The organism is Tardiphaga sp. (assembly GCF_028290495.1).
In the GTDB taxonomy this organism is placed as follows: Bacteria; Pseudomonadota; Alphaproteobacteria; order Rhizobiales; family Xanthobacteraceae; genus Tardiphaga.
The window spans coordinates 120,454-134,863 of sequence record NZ_JAQGJT010000041.1 but is presented as its reverse complement, the minus strand read 5'-3'; the positions used below and the strand labels follow the sequence as shown (position 1 = coordinate 134,863).

Sequence of the window (14,410 nt, the reverse complement as noted above, 5' to 3'; positions counted from 1 at the left end):
AACAGGAAGGACTACCTATGTTGGGTTCGAAACTTATGCTGCGAGGCGCGACGCTGGCGTTCGCGGCCTTGTTGGCCATCACCGCAGCGATGCCGCGCGCCGAAGCGGCGCCCAGGGGCGACGGCGGCTCGATCCGCATGATGCTCAATCCCGCCGGTACGATGTCGCTGCTGCCGTTCGTCGTGAAGAAGTTCAAGCTCGACGAGAAATACGGCTTCAAGCTGGAAACGCTGCCCTACACCAATGCGAACACCGCGACCACCGCGATGCAGAGCAAGAGCGCCGAGATGATCGTCTATGAGTGGCTCGCCACCGCGCGCATCATCGATGGCGGGATTCCCGTGGTCGGCGTGGCCCCCTTCATGACCTACATCAACACCGTTCTGGTGCCGGTGGATTCACCGATCAAGACGCTTGCCGACCTCAAGGGCAAGAAGCTCGGCGTGCACAGCAAGGTATCGTTCGACTGGCTGATCATGCAGGCCGCGGCCAAGCAGCAGTTCAACATCGATCTCGCCAAGGAAGTGAACATCCAGGAAGCCGCAGCACCCTTGCTGCGCGGCTCGATCGAGAACGGCCAGCTCGACGCCACCCAGATGTGGAATTCGCTCGCGGCCGACATGATCGCGTCGGGCAAGTACAAGGACATGCTGACGATCCGCAGCATCACCGAGGGCATGGGCATTCCCACCGTGCCGTATCTGTTCTTCGGCATGCGTGCGGATTACGTCAAGGAACGCCCGGACAACGTCAAGGCGTTCGTCGCGGCCTATCAGGACGCCTATGAGATCCTGAAGACCGACGGCACGGTCTGGGAGGAGCGCGGCGCCGAGATGAAGCTGTCGCCGGCAGGCATCAAGGCGTTCCGTGATCAGGTCCGCCGCGACCTCGTCAAGAAGTTCGAGCCGGGGATGAACGAGGCGATCACCAAGACCTTCGACATCATCCTGAAGGTCGCCGGCCCGGAAGTCATCGGCCTCAGCAAGGCGCCGGCACCGATGCTGTCGATGGACTACCAGTAAGCGACAGCAGCCTCGGCACGGAAAAGGCCCCCGAAAGGGGCCTTTTTGCTGCAGCCATGTTCCGCGTGGAAGATGGCCTCAATCACCGTCGTGCCCCGGGCCTGTCCCGGCCATGACGGCGGCGTGTTACCTTACGCCGCGTCGGCCTTGACGTTGGCCGGCGCGCCGTAACTCTTCTGGTACATCTGCATCATGTGCTCGGCGATGGTCGCTTCCGGATATTTCGGCGTCTCTCCGGGCTTCAGGCAGTTCGGCAGGCATGCGAGTTTCGTCTCGGCATTCCCGGTGTAGAAGAACGGAATCGAATAGCGGCGATTTCCCGAGGTGTTGACGACGCGGTGCAGCGTCGAGCGGTACATATCGTTGGTCCAGCGCGCGATGGCATCGCCGATATTGACGATGAAGGTGCCGGGAACCGGCGTCGCGTGGATCCAGGTATCGTTGACGTCCTTCACCTGAAGCCCGCCATTATCGTCCTGCAGCAACAAAGTCAGCACGCCGAAGTCGGTATGCGCGCCGGCGCCGGCCTGGCCGGCCTGGGCGTCGGCGGGATGCGGCGGGTAATGCAGCAGACGCAAGGTCGACAGCGGATCGCGGTGCAGGCCGTCGAAATAATTTTCCGGCAGGCCGAGCGACAGCGCCAACCCTACCGTGATGCGCTCGCCAAGGTCGCGCATCGCGGCGTGATAGGCGCGCATCGTCGGCCGGAATTCCGGCATGTCCTCCGGCCACAGGTTGGGCCCGCAGTTGAAGGTGCCGGCGACCACCACGGGATGATCGAGCGGCAGTTCGAGCCCCATGTAGAAATTTTCCTTGAGGTCGGGCGGCGCGTTCAGATCGAGCGTCTGCGACTTCAGCGGCTCCCAGCCACGGTTACAGCTCGACAGCGTTTTCGAGACCTTGCGCTTCTCGCCATCCGGCAAGTCGAAAAACGCCTTGGTCTGATCCTGCGCCGCTTCGATCAAGCCCTTCGGAATGCCGTGCTGGGAAACATAGAAGAAGCCATTGTCGATGCAGGCGCTGCGGATCGCAGCGCCGACCGCGGCGCGGTCCTCGAGCTTCGACGACGACAGCCCACTGACATCGATCACCGGAAGCTTGTTCGCTGAAATTTCTGCCGCCTGGAAAGAGTTAGTCATTCGCTAAGCCCTCGCATGAGTTGAAGATGATCGCCGGCACGCGCCGGCCATGACCGCAGCACAGGCCGCGTCAATTGCTCTCCGAAAGCGGCATCGCGCCCGGCGCGCCGGACCGCATCGAAATGAAGCACCAAACTGGAATACATCCGCACTATCTTCATCCGGCGACGCCCTCCGTGGCGCGGTCGTGCAGGATCGCGACGGCCAGTTTCTCTGCGATCATCATGACCGCCAGATTGGTATTGGCGCGCGGCAGGCTCGGCATCACCGACGCGTCGATGACGCGCAGCCCCATTATTCCGTGGACGCGGCCGGCGACATCCACCACCGCCTTCTGATCATCGGCAGCACCCATCCGGCAGGTGCAGGTGACATGCGATACGCTCATCACATTGGTTTTGAGATAGTGCTTCAGCCGCTCGGGATCGCCCAGAAATTCATCGATGCCAGGTGCATTTGACAGCACGTGGGCCGCGAGCCAGCGCCGCAGCCATGCCGGGCCATCGAGCAGCCGGCCCAGCGCATTCATCACAATCCGATTGGGTGCGCGCACCTGATTCATGAAGCGGATGAACGGGCTGAAGCGCACTGCGAAGGGACGCTCGATCACCGACGACATCGCCTGGTCGCGCAGCAGGCCGGCGATGAAGCGAAAGCCGTCGGCCAACCGCTCGGCATCGCCGTCCGCAGAGAGCAGATTCATCCGCACGATCGGGCGACTGAGCGGGTCTTTATCGCGCAGCACGACTTCGCCTGTTGAGCGCGACTTGTTGAGCCAGAAGTAAAAGTACGCCACGCGCTTGCCGACGCCGTGCCACCCCGACGACACGCCGCAATGCATGTAGAGATCTGATGGCAAGGCACCCTCTTGCCGCGAGGTGAAGCGGAAGGCGACATGGCCGGATTTCTTCAGCCGCGCCGGCATTCGCGCATGCGGCTTTACGAGCGCGCAGAGATGCGTACCGGGATGATCGCGCAGGTTCTTGCCGACGCCCTCGCTGATCACACGCGGCGCGATGTCGTGCTGGGCCAGCACCGCGGCAGGCCCAATGCCGGCGCGCATCAGCATCGCCGGCGTATGCAGCGCGCCCAGCGCCAGCAGCACTTCGCCGGCTGCGACTTCAATCGTGCAGTCGCCGACAACGTAGGTCAGGCCGACCGCGCGCATACCGTCGAATGTGAGAGACGTGACCATCGCTTCGGTGACGATGGTCAGGTTGGGCCGTGCCCGGACCGTTGCGGGCAGATAGGCCATCGACGCAGAAACGCGCTGATCGTGTTCATTCGTATAGGCCGGCGAAAAATAACCGTCGTCGAATACGGCGTTCTGGTCGCCGATATCGCGCAACCCGGCCTTTTCCGCGACGCCGGCCAACGTCGTCGAGAACACCGGCCATTGTTCGCGCGGCACCCGGTACAAAGGGATCGGCCCGTCGGCGCCATGCATCTCGCTGTTGCCTGCGAAATCGAGATCGTGCTCCAGCTTGCGGAAATACGGCAGCACGTCGTTCCAGCCCCAGCCGGCGGCACCCAGCCGCTCCCATTCATCGTAGTCGTCGGGAATGCCGCGGTTGCCAACCTGCGCGTTGATGCTGGAGCCGCCGCCAAGCACGCGGGCCTGCTCGTAGAACCGGTCGCCGTCCCGGTCGCGAAACGGCACGACGCGCAGGTCCGGCCACATGTAGCGCGTGCCGTGGAAGATCACGGATGGCACCGGGCTGCGGATTTCGGCGGGCTCCTGCCCCGGCGGCATATCGAGACCAGCCTCGATCAGCAGTACGGTGATCGCGGGATCGGCGGACAACCTGTTGGCCATCACGCAGCCGGCGGAGCCGCCACCGGCGATGACATAGTCATAGGCTGGGAGCGTCGGCTGCATCGCGCTATGATTTCAGGCGGGTGAGATTGAAGGTCGGCACCAGCGCGAACGGCCGCAGGCAGCCGTCCATCCAGCGCAGCGCGTCGCGGATCGCAGGCTTCAGGTCCTCGACGCGTTCGACGACGCGGTGATTGATGCGCATCGCCTTGAGCACGTCGAGCGTCACCTCGCCGCCTTCGGCGAAGAATTCCTGATCGCCGATGTCGCCCCTGAACTCGGTCAGGATCAGCGTCGGAATGCCGTAGCTCATATGGCCGCGCAGTAGATGATAGACGCTGGCGAACAGCCCGAAATTCTCGATCAGCGCCGCCGGGCGGCGGCCGGCGAGCCACGCCCCCGCGCACAGGCCAAGCCCGCCGCCTTCATGCGGCACCGAGACGTAGTCGAACGACGTGTCCTCGAACAAAAGCCCCTGCACGGCGGAGAACCCGCTGCACGGCAGGCCGACCGCAAAATCGATGCCGTTTTCCTTCAGCCCTTCATACAGTACCTGGCCGAACGAGGATTGTGCGATGTCGCGCAAGGCCGGGTCCGCCACCGGCTTCGCGCCATGCTCCTTGGCGGAGGGTTTGAATATCCGGATATGGCGGCGCGCCTCGATGTGGCGCGCGAAGCGATATTTGTTTTCCTTCAGATCCATCGGCAGTGGCCCGACGAATTGCTGCTCGGCGCTGGTCTTGACGATCAGCACCATCGGCTGGCCGGGCGCGCGCTCATCGAGTGCCTTCTCGAACCCGGCGCAGTCGATGACTGTTCTTGTATGGGCGATGCCGTACGCGCGCGCGATGTCTTCCAGATTGACGCCGGTCGAACTCAACGACCCCACCGCCGGGAGCTTGCCGGTCGAGAGGTAGCCGCCATTGTCAAAAATGATGACGGTGAGCCGGCCGGCGCGGGCGGCCATCACGCCGAGGATCGAGGGGTCGAACAGGATGCCACCGTCGCCATCCAGCGCGATCACGTCCTCATCCGGCAACGCCAGCGACAGGCCGAGCGCGTAGGGCGTCACCATTCCCATGCCAACAGCATAGAGGTTGGCGTCAGACGGCCGCAGCGAGAACCACTCGGTCGCGGTGTTGGCAAGGTTGGTGACCACGAGATCGTCCGTGACGCGCGCGGCGAGCACTTGCAGAAACGCGAAACGCTTGATTTTACCGGTTGCCGTCATGAGGGTATCCAGTGGGCATGTGAACGCCAAATCTTGCATACATAAAACGTGCCAATCTCGCGAAGAAACGCTCGATCCGGCTCTACTCGAAAATTAATTGTGTTAAATCATTGGGATTGCCGGGAATCGGTGGCACATTGATTGCATACATGATGCTATCGAATGCCTACATCCGGACAGCATATGACCACCTCGCGGCCCCTGACCATCGCGCTCGAAGAGCACTACAACGACCCGTTGCTGGTGGAGCACTTCACCGGGCTCGACGCGTTCCGGCCTCCGGAGATCGGCAAGCGCCTGCTCGACCTCGGCGAAATCCGCCTGCGCGAGATGGACGAAGGCGGCATCGATATCCAGGTGCTGTCGCATGCGGGCCCCACCACGCAGAAGCTCGATCCCGACACCGCCGTGCGGATGGCGCGCCAGACCAACGACCGACTGGCGGCGAGCATCGCGCTGGCGCCCGACCGTTTGGCTGGCTTCGCCGTGCTGCCGACACCGGCGCCGGAAGCCGCCGCCGACGAACTCGAGCGCTGCGTCATCGAACTCGGCTTCAAGGGCGCGGTCGTCAACGGGCTGACCAACGGAAAATTCCTCGATGAGAAGCAGTTCTGGCCAATCTTCGCCCGCGCGCAAAAGCTTGACGTGCCGATCTATCTGCATCCCGCGCTACCGAGCCCGGCCGTCGCCGAAGTCTATTACGACGGCCTCGGCCGCGAATTCCCGGAATTGCGCGGCCCGGTCTGGGGCTTCACCTCGGAGACGGCGACGCAGGCGATCCGCATGGTGCTGTCGGGCGCGCTCGCCGAATATCCCGACCTCAAGCTGATCCTCGGCCATCTCGGCGAGGCGCTGCCCTTCATGCTGTGGCGCACCGATGATCTGCTGTCGCGTCCGGTCTGCAACGGCATGACCTTCAGCGAAACCTTCCGCCGGAATTTTTATCTGACCACCAGCGGCAATTTCTCGGACTCTGCATTGGCCTGCAGCGTCACCGAAATGGGCATCGACCACATCCTGTTCGCCGTCGATTGGCCGTTCGCCTCCAACAAGGCCGGCACCGACTGGATCAAGCGCAGCGCGCTCAGCGAAGCTGATCAGGCAAAAGTGCTGGGGCAGACGGCAAAGAAGCTGCTGCGGTTCTGATCGAGCCGCGCGCACCAGCCTCTCCCCGTCATTGCGAGGAGTGAAGCGACGCGGCAATCCAGAAGTCTTCGAACGCCGTAAGAGCTGGATTGCTTCGTCGCAAGGGCTCCTCGCAACGACGGCGGAGAGGCCTGTCGAATGCCGACGGTTCTACACCGCCGGCCGTCCCGCGATCTCCCGCATCTTCGCCAGATCGACGCTGCGGCCGTGGCTGATCACATGCACGGGCGCCGCGTGGTAGCGCACGGCTTCCAGCATGTCGCGTTCGCCGAGAACAACCAGATGTGCGGGGCTGCCGACGGCGATCTTCAGTTCAACATTCATCGCGCGGCCGGCGCGGAACGTGGCGAGGTCATAGAGCTGTTCGATTTCGTCGCGCGACATCATCCACAGCAGATGCGCGGCGAGGAACACCACTTCGAGCATATTATTGCGGCCGAACGGATAATACGCATCTGAAATATCATCCTGGCCAAGGCAGACATTGACGCCATCGGCCAGCAACTCGCGCACGCAGGCGTGCAGCGGGCCGGTGTGCGGATCGCTGACCACCGACACGCCCGCCGCCTTCAACGTGCCTATCAGCCGGTGCAGGTAGGGTTTCGGATACTGGCTCATCGCGCGGCAATGATGCGCCAGCGCCCGGTTCGTCCAGCCGCGCGCGATTGCCTCGATCGCAAACATCTCCAGCGTGCGCAGCGAGGGATCCCCGGCGTCGTCGAGCAGCATCGAGACGTCCTTGTCGAACTCATTCGCAAGATCGAAGCAGAACGAGATGTGCTCGGCTGCGGCTGCGTCGGTGTATTCGATCCACGGAATGCCGCCGACGACATCGGCGCCGCGCACCATCGCCTCGCGCATCAGCTCCCTGGTGCCAGGCTCGCGCAAAATGCCATCCTGCGGGAACGCGACGACCTGGACGTCGACGATGCCGCGAAACTCGTCGCGCACCTTGAGCAGCGCATTGAGGCCTTCGAGCTTTGCCTTGCTGTCGACATCGGCAAAGGCGCGGATGTGCAGATTGCCGTGCATCGCCGCCAGCGCCACGGCGCGCCGCGCATTGTCGAGAATCCAGCCTTCCGCATAGGTCGCCTTGACGTGGCTCGCAGCCTCGATCGCGGCCATCGCCTTGCCCATGCCGGCGCCGTGGTAGTCCGCGCGCGCGATATCCTCGGCCATCGACAGGGTCCAGACCTTGCACAGATGCAGATGCGGATTGGCGAAGGATTCCGTGACCAAGCGGCCGTCGACCAAAATTTCTTCGGCGCCCTGCGCGGCCAGCGACGGCGCGATGGCGACAATGACACCGTCATGAATCGCGATGTCGTTCAGTTCGGTTTGCCCGCGCAACTGCGCGGCACGGATGACAATGTCACTGGTTTTCATGGCGGCGCTCTCGTGCCGCGGCATGGCGGCTGCCGGTTTTGAAGCAAGCGACGTGCCATGACGGGTCAAAAATACGCAGATTTGCAAATTTTGTATACATCGCGCCAAAGACCCGGCTCATGGCCCCGGATCGATCCGGGTCTGAAGGCATGACGGGCTATCCGCCCCCTGGCGTTGAAGGAAGCGAGCCGATCGACCCTCGCAGGGTCAGTGTCCGCTCATGACCAGCGTCTTTACGGGCAGCAACAACGCCTGGACGCGTAGCAACATCGCGTGGACGACACCCACGGCATCGACGGCGTGCAGGGCCAGACGCTTGAAAGCCCCGGTCTCCTTGGCGGCGATCACGTCGTGGTTGCTGGTATAGGCATTGACGATACAACTGCTGCCTGGCGTCACCCCTTCGAGACCGCCCGCGTAGATCGGCTCAAGGAAGGTGAGGATGGTACCGGGGGCCAACGCTTGCCGCGCTTCAACCAGTTGCTCGCCACCACGAAACTGACCGGCCGCGATATAGTTCTGCACACCGGTCACCACCATCGGGATGACGACCCATGGCTTCGAGATGCACGTCGCTTCAGCGACCATTCCCACCTTCATCACCTGGGCCTCGATCTGCCCGAATCCCGCAGAGAGCACCCGGCCGGCATTCTCCGGAATCAGAATGCCCGCGGACCGCATGATGGGATTGACGACATCGCCGGCGCGCAATGTGAATTGTTCGACCCGCCCGTCAACACCGGCCCGAACGAATGTCTTGTCGAGATCGACTTGCGCCTCTGCAAGCGCCGCCTCCGCGCTCGCCTTTTCCGCCGGAAGCAAAGCCGTGACGCGGACCATCGCCGATTGCCGCGATGCCATGGCCGCGTCGAGCGCGCCCTGGCGGCCGGTCAGCAGGACTTCGAGCTTTTCGATGTCGCGCTGCGGCACCACGCCGGGATTGCGCTTCTGCAGCTCGCGCTTGGTGTCGAGTTCGTCAGAGGTCTGCTGATAGGCCCCCTTGGCTTCCTGGGCCTGCCCTTCGGCTTTCAGGATATCGGCCTGCGCCGCCAGCATGGCCGCATCGACTTCCGCGATCTTGCGCCGCGCCGTTTCCATCGACGCTTCCTGTTTGGCGTTGTCGAGCCGGAATATCACATCGCCCTTTTTGACAGGCGCGCTGAACTGTACGTGCACTTCGGCGACCCGGCCATTAACTTCCGGAAGGATCGGAACGGTTCGATAGAACAGCGTCGCACTCGTCGTTGACGGATGAAAATAGAAGATGACGGTGATCAGCGCGACCGTCAGCATCAGGCATGCGGTGATCCCCCACCTCAGCTCAAACCAGACGGAATAGAATGTGATCTCCTTCCCGAACCGCTTGCCTTGCCTGTAGCGGCGATAGAGATAGTCCGGAAATATCGTCAGCAGCGAACACAGCAGAAGCTCAAGCATGACCTTGCGCTCCACCTTTCGTGCCGCCGGCCGCGTGCGCCGTCGGAATGTCCACCGCGCTTTCGTCCGCCGGCGACGTTTCGGGAGCCGGCTCGATGCCGGCAATCTTCTGGACCGATCCCGCGATACTGCGTAGCGGCGTTCCGAAATCCGGCAGATCGACCATGGCAAGCAACAGCCCGATCACCCAGAACAGATGGTTGTGAGTGAACAGGGCGATCAGCCCCAGCACGGCGACGATCTCGAATTGCAGCTTCTGCGATTTATGCGCCATGCGCTCCGGCAGGCTGTGCAGGCGCAGATAGAGATTGCCGACCATCAGGACGGCGGCGATCAGAACGAGACCGACCACGATCATGAACGTGTCGGCTTCTCCGGGCGCCGTGATAAAAGCGGGGAGGTGATGCGGGGCGCTCGGATGCAGCATGTCGGTCACGTGAGCCCCCATTCGGGATGCATGGGATCTTTTCCCAGAGTTTCATAGTCGCAGAATTCAGCCTCTTGGCAAGCATTCCGCTCAGCCTCAATGCCATGCAGTGCAGCATGATGGCCGCACGCCACAGCAATTCAGCTTCGCCGGCTGGCGAATGCGAGTCCGACCCGTTCGACCTCGAGGCTCGCGCAAAACAGCGCGAACAACGACGCAAACAGTATCAGACCGCGCCTGACGATCAGCACGACGTCGGCTTCCCCTTTCAGCTCCGGTACGTGCCTGAACAGAACAACGGAGAACAGCGCGCTGCCGAAAACGAAACTCAGGCGTCCGACGAACAGAAACAGATGGCTCAGAAACGGATTTTCGCGAAACAACGGCACGGAGATGCACGACAGCCGATACCAGTAGGCGATTTGCATCACGAACATGACTACCCCCGCCATCACATCGGACCGGTTCTCGGGTGGCAATTGCCGGCCGGGATCGACGACGATCTGCGTGAACGCCGGCAACGCCTGCCAGACGAAGGCGATCACGCCAAGCACCTAGATCGCGAGCAGCGCGAGATAGACCGGTACTTTTTCTGATCCCGTCAAGGGCATCGCGCCATTTCAATGCGAGAGGTCCGCAAGCATAGCGCCGCGAAAAGCGCGACGTCCACGGGCCCCGCTTCGCTCACGCGAGATTGCCTGTTTACAACATCCGGCCTGGCATTTCTAATTGTCGCCGATGGTCGACCGACGCGCGCGAGCTGGTTGCGCATTTGTGCGGTATCGATTCAACGGCCGATCATACGGAGCGACCGATGACGCGGAGCGCGCGCTTCTATCCGATCATCCTGCTCGCTGTCGCGCTCGCGTCCGACTCGGGGTTCGGCAAGGATGCCGACGCCGAACGGGGCGACGAGGAGACGCCCGCGCCTTCCACGCCGCGGCTTTACGTGGATGTTTCCACTACCTATACCGCCATTCCCGCCAACTCCTTCGCCATCGGCTTTCGCAACTCATTCTCGCTGGCCAATCTGAATTCGCTGTCGGCGCAGAGCGTGGCGTTCTCCCTGCCTGTCACCGTGGACGTATCCGACCGGCTGTCGATCTATGCCGGCGTCAATACCTATGCTTCGCGATCCGAAGGCTATGGCTGGACGTCCATGGTGGTGGATAGCTGGAGCGCCGGATTCCAGGCGGTCGCCTACGAGCAGAAGGGCGGTCTTTTTCCCTCCGTTACGGTGCAATCGACCTATACGCAGTCGATCAGCGGCGTGATCAGCGCCAGAGGCACCGCCAGCATCGTCGAGTTCGGCTACGCGCTGAACGAAGACGAGACGAAAGGCCTGCTGGCCGGCGTCAAATATGCAAACATCATGATCGATTCTGCGGTCCTCAACGTGGGCTCGTCGACCATCGGCTATCTCGGAGCCTACTACCAGTGGCCCGACAACTGGAAGCTGACCGGCCGGGCGGGCGTGCAGGCGTTCGACGGTGCCAATTTAGGAAGCCTGTTGCAGGTCAAGCCATTCACGCTTCCGATCCTCCGCCTTGATCTCGATCGCATGACCGACGATGACCGGGTTCGTTTCGGGCTGACAGCCGAACTCGCCTGGGCGCCAAAACCGACATTTCAGTTGACGTTGCGGACTCCGATCACGTTGCGATGACGCGACGCGTCATTCTCGCCGGTCCGGCCGCTGCCGCGGATATTACGCGGCATCGTCCCGTTCAGAGTTTCAATTTCTGTCGTTCCTGCGGGCAAGGCTTCCCTCGCCGCAAGGCTTCCCTCGCGGCGCAGCGGCCTTCCGACACGGAAGTTTCGGCCCCGGCTGGCAACCGTCCTCCGTCGTTCCCACATAGCGAGGACAGCAGGAGCCCGCTTATGACCGACCTCTCGATCCTCGACCTCGTCCGCGTCACCCAGGAAACCGACGCCCGCGGGGCGCTCGACAATGCGCGCGACCTCGCCGCCCATGCGGAAGGCTGGGGCTATCGCCGGTTCTGGGTCGCCGAGCACCACAATATGGCGGGCATCGCCAGTGCGGCAACGTCGCTGGTGGTGAGCCACATCGCGGCCGGCACCAAAACGATCCGGGTCGGTGCCGGCGGCATCATGCTGCCGAACCATGCGCCGATCATCATCGCCGAACAGTTCGGCACGCTGGCGCGGCTATATCCCGGCCGCATCGACCTCGGGCTTGGCCGTGCACCCGGCACCGACCAGATCACCGTCCGCGCACTGCGCCGGACGCTGCAGAGTTCCGACAATTTCCCGCAGGACGTGATGGAGCTGCAGGCGTTCTTTGCACCGGCCGGGCCGAACCAGAAAATTCAGGCCGTTCCGGCCGCCGGCACCGAAGTGCCACTGTGGATACTCGGCTCCAGCACCTATGGCGCGCAGCTCGCCGCAGCCCTCGGCCTGCCCTACGCCTTCGCCTCGCACTTCGCTCCGGAGGCCCTGTTGCAGGCGCTGCAGATCTACCGCGAACGTTTCGAGGCGTCGGAGCAACTGGCCAGGCCGCACGCGATGGTCGGCGTCAATATCATCGCCGCCGATACCGACAAGGAAGCCCGGCGGCTGTGGACCACGCAGCAGATGTCGTTCACCAACATGGCACGCGGCACCCGCGGCCTCAGCCAGCCGCCGATCGACGATATCGAGACCTACTGGTCACCCGCCGAGAAGATGCAGGCGATGCGGATGCTGGCGCGCGCGATCGTAGGCTCCAAAGAAACGGTGCGCGCCGGGATCGCGGCGCTGGTCGCCGAGACCGGTGCCGACGAACTGATGGTGGTATCGGATGTCTATGACCACGGCGCCCGGCTGCATTCGTATCAGTTGATCGCCGAAGCTAATGCCGAGATCGCCGGCGCGACGGTCAGCGCGGTGGCGTAGCAGATCAGATCGCCGACGCCACGGCGTTGAGGCCAATCAGGCGCGCGAGCGATCGCACTTCGCGCTTCTGGTCCTCGCGCAACTGAAACAGCAGCGGCATCGCGGCGGATTTCAACTGCTGAACTTCGGCGCTGGCCGGATCGATCGGAGGGCTGCTCGCGGAATTGACCTGGCGAGAGACGTGGATCTTGCGGGCGACGGCGCGCAACGCTTCTTCGACGGCGGGCCAGTTCTGCTGCTGGGCCGCGGTGAGATTGAGCCGGCCCTTGATGGCGGCGATCTGCGCGTCACTGAGCAACGAATAGTTCTTCTGCGCCGGCGGCGAGCCGAGCTTCGGCTTGGCCGGCTGCTGCGAGGGGATCACGATCGGGGGCAATACTGTATTGCCGCGGCCAGCGAGCGGACTGTCGGACGCAAAGGCCTGCCGCAGCGGATCGTTGGCAAGCAGGGCTTGCGCATCAGCCCCGGCGACCAGGCGGTCCTTCTTGTTCTCGCGGTTCGACACTGGCCCGCGCGTGACCGCCACCGACGAGACCGCGGCCGTGTCGAACGACACCGCCCCGCTGTCACGGCCGACAATGGCAGCCACGGCAGCGCAGAGCACCGCCAGACAAACCGTCACCGAAATGATTAGCGTTCGCGTCAAGCCATACCCCGTCGATCAACGACCCGCCTTTACCGACGATAGAAATGCCGGCGAATTGCGGCTGAACCATGCCGCGGCGGCGCTCCGACAGGTCAGGCCGCAGCGAGAATATAGGCTTCCTGGATGTCGGACACGATGTCGGAGGCCTCCCACAGCGCGTCCGGAGCTACTTGCTGAATGCAGATGGTCCAGTTTGCGCCTTTGGGGCTGAGCGGGCTGGAGACAATGTCGAAGGCGACATCGCGGCACAGTGGATGACGCTCAAAGGCGAAGGCGACGCGCACTTTGATCTCTTCGATCGTCGCCGGCGTTTTCGCGGAAAAGGAATCGAGTTCCATGACAGCTACCCAAGCCAGGCCGCCAACAACGGCGGTCGAAGTCCTGAAGCCTGATGTTGGGCCCGGCATGGTTAACGGCTGGTAAACACCGGCTATGCTGCCGGCGGATGGCTAGCGCCCGCCGGCAGGCCGTTCCCACCGCGCCTTCAGCGTTTTTCGATTACCAGGCTCTGCACCGCGCGACCGAAATAGCCGTTGATATCAGCGAGTTTCGAGGCGGCGAGGCCAGTTCCGTCCGGGCCGATCCAGCTCTCGGAATCAAGCAGGATCCAGTCGCCGACCGGCGGCCGCGCCAGGCTGACCGTGAGGTCCGCATTGAGGAAGGTCCAGTGTTCGAAGTTGAGCACGGCAGAAGTACCATTGCTGAAGTCGGCGGCCACCACGGCGCGCATTACCGGCGAGGTGACCGCACCCTCAACGATCGACCGGTCGAGCCGGTACCAGATCGCGCCTGGCCCCGACGCCATCAGCCCGCCGCGGACTACACAGGTCGAAAGACCGCCCATGAAGGCGTTGCCGGCGCGACGGCGCGCCACCGGCACGCCGCTGTCCGGCCCGGGCAGTTCGAGCGGCGGATCGGCTATCTCCGGCGGCAGCGGCTGCGGCTCGGTCCGGATCTTGAGCACAGAGGCTCGCGCCACCACGACATTGTTGGCGAGCAGCGTGATCCCGCAGAGCTGGATCTTTCGTCCTTCCCGCAGCACTTCGGTCTGATAGGTCAGCGGCGCCACCGGGACCGGCCGCAGCAGATCGATGGTGACGCGCACCACCTGCATCGGGCTCGCCGTCGGCATCTGTTCTGCGAGAAACGTCACCAGTGCAGACGGCGCAGAGCCATGCTGCATGGTCGCGTTCCAGGGACCGGCCGCAAAAGGCGTGGTGATGACGTGGTGGCCGTCGAGTTGGTAGATGAAGTCCATCGGAAGT

14 protein-coding genes are annotated in these 14,410 nt (G+C 63.2%); 4 read left to right on the top strand and 10 right to left on the bottom strand.

The features are described 5' to 3' along the window. Positions 1–17: 17 nt before the first annotated feature. Positions 18–1,022: an ABC transporter substrate-binding protein gene (locus tag JWQ24_RS07580; RefSeq protein WP_299806255.1), complete on the top strand. Its 1,005-nt coding sequence runs from the start codon at positions 18–20 to the stop codon at positions 1,020–1,022. A gap of 131 nt (positions 1,023–1,153) precedes the next feature. Here JWQ24_RS07580 and JWQ24_RS07575 read toward each other — a convergent pair whose 3' ends face one another. From JWQ24_RS07575 to JWQ24_RS07565, 3 genes are all read right to left on the bottom strand, one after another. After that, positions 1,154–2,161 carry a 2-oxoglutarate and iron-dependent oxygenase domain-containing protein gene (locus JWQ24_RS07575; protein ID WP_299806252.1) on the bottom strand — a complete coding sequence of 336 codons (1,008 nt, stop codon included), beginning with the start codon at positions 2,159–2,161 and terminating at the stop codon, positions 1,154–1,156. A gap of 157 nt (positions 2,162–2,318) precedes the next feature. Further along, positions 2,319–4,040 carry a GMC family oxidoreductase N-terminal domain-containing protein gene (locus tag JWQ24_RS07570; protein ID WP_299806250.1) on the bottom strand — a complete coding sequence of 574 codons (1,722 nt, stop codon included), beginning with the start codon at positions 4,038–4,040 and terminating at the stop codon, positions 2,319–2,321. Positions 4,041–4,044: 4 nt separating this feature from the next. Then, the gene (locus JWQ24_RS07565) at positions 4,045–5,208 is read right to left on the bottom strand and encodes a thiamine pyrophosphate-dependent enzyme (protein ID WP_299806248.1); all 1,164 of its coding nucleotides are present in this window, start codon (positions 5,206–5,208) and stop codon (positions 4,045–4,047) included. Between the two features lie 183 nt (positions 5,209–5,391). On the opposite strand from JWQ24_RS07565, the gene JWQ24_RS07560 reads away from it, so the two are divergent. Then, a complete protein-coding gene (locus JWQ24_RS07560) occupies positions 5,392–6,354 on the top strand; it encodes an amidohydrolase family protein (RefSeq protein WP_299806246.1) in 963 nt (320 codons plus the stop codon). A 150-nt stretch (positions 6,355–6,504) separates the two neighbouring features. Here JWQ24_RS07560 and JWQ24_RS07555 read toward each other — a convergent pair whose 3' ends face one another. The 4 genes from JWQ24_RS07555 to JWQ24_RS07540 form a co-directional block, all read right to left on the bottom strand. Continuing rightward, positions 6,505–7,740, bottom strand: a complete 1,236-nt coding sequence (locus JWQ24_RS07555; protein ID WP_299806243.1) for an amidohydrolase family protein — start codon at positions 7,738–7,740, stop codon at positions 6,505–6,507. Positions 7,741–7,947: 207 nt separating this feature from the next. Continuing rightward, entirely contained in the window at positions 7,948–9,177 is a 1,230-nt protein-coding gene (locus JWQ24_RS07550; protein ID WP_299806240.1) for a biotin/lipoyl-binding protein, read from the bottom strand. Next, positions 9,170–9,613 (bottom strand): hypothetical protein, encoded by a 444-nt coding sequence (locus JWQ24_RS07545; RefSeq protein WP_299806237.1) that lies wholly within the window; start codon positions 9,611–9,613, stop codon positions 9,170–9,172. The genes JWQ24_RS07550 and JWQ24_RS07545 overlap by 8 nt, the downstream gene beginning before the upstream one ends. A gap of 131 nt (positions 9,614–9,744) precedes the next feature. Next, the gene (locus tag JWQ24_RS07540) at positions 9,745–10,149 is read right to left on the bottom strand and encodes a hypothetical protein (protein ID WP_299806234.1); all 405 of its coding nucleotides are present in this window, start codon (positions 10,147–10,149) and stop codon (positions 9,745–9,747) included. Positions 10,150–10,418: 269 nt separating this feature from the next. Here JWQ24_RS07540 and JWQ24_RS07535 point away from each other — a divergent pair, with 269 nt between their 5' ends. Next, positions 10,419–11,270 (top strand): hypothetical protein, encoded by an 852-nt coding sequence (locus JWQ24_RS07535; RefSeq protein WP_299806231.1) that lies wholly within the window; start codon positions 10,419–10,421, stop codon positions 11,268–11,270. A gap of 215 nt (positions 11,271–11,485) precedes the next feature. Beyond that, positions 11,486–12,499, top strand: a complete 1,014-nt coding sequence (locus JWQ24_RS07530; protein WP_299806229.1) for an LLM class flavin-dependent oxidoreductase — start codon at positions 11,486–11,488, stop codon at positions 12,497–12,499. Positions 12,500–12,503: 4 nt separating this feature from the next. Here JWQ24_RS07530 and JWQ24_RS07525 read toward each other — a convergent pair whose 3' ends face one another. The 3 genes from JWQ24_RS07525 to JWQ24_RS07515 all read right to left on the bottom strand — a co-directional run bounded on the left by JWQ24_RS07525 (position 12,504) and on the right by JWQ24_RS07515 (position 14,403). Next, on the bottom strand, positions 12,504–13,145 hold the full coding sequence (locus tag JWQ24_RS07525) for a hypothetical protein (protein WP_299806227.1): 642 nt from the start codon (positions 13,143–13,145) through the stop codon (positions 12,504–12,506). 92 nt (positions 13,146–13,237) lie between these two features. Further along, complete coding sequence (locus JWQ24_RS07520; protein ID WP_299806225.1) at positions 13,238–13,483, bottom strand: hypothetical protein; 246 nt, start codon at positions 13,481–13,483, stop codon at positions 13,238–13,240. 146 nt (positions 13,484–13,629) lie between these two features. Next, positions 13,630–14,403, bottom strand: coding sequence for a thioesterase family protein (locus JWQ24_RS07515; protein ID WP_299806222.1), 774 nt, complete (start codon positions 14,401–14,403; stop codon positions 13,630–13,632). Positions 14,404–14,410: the final 7 nt, after the last annotated feature.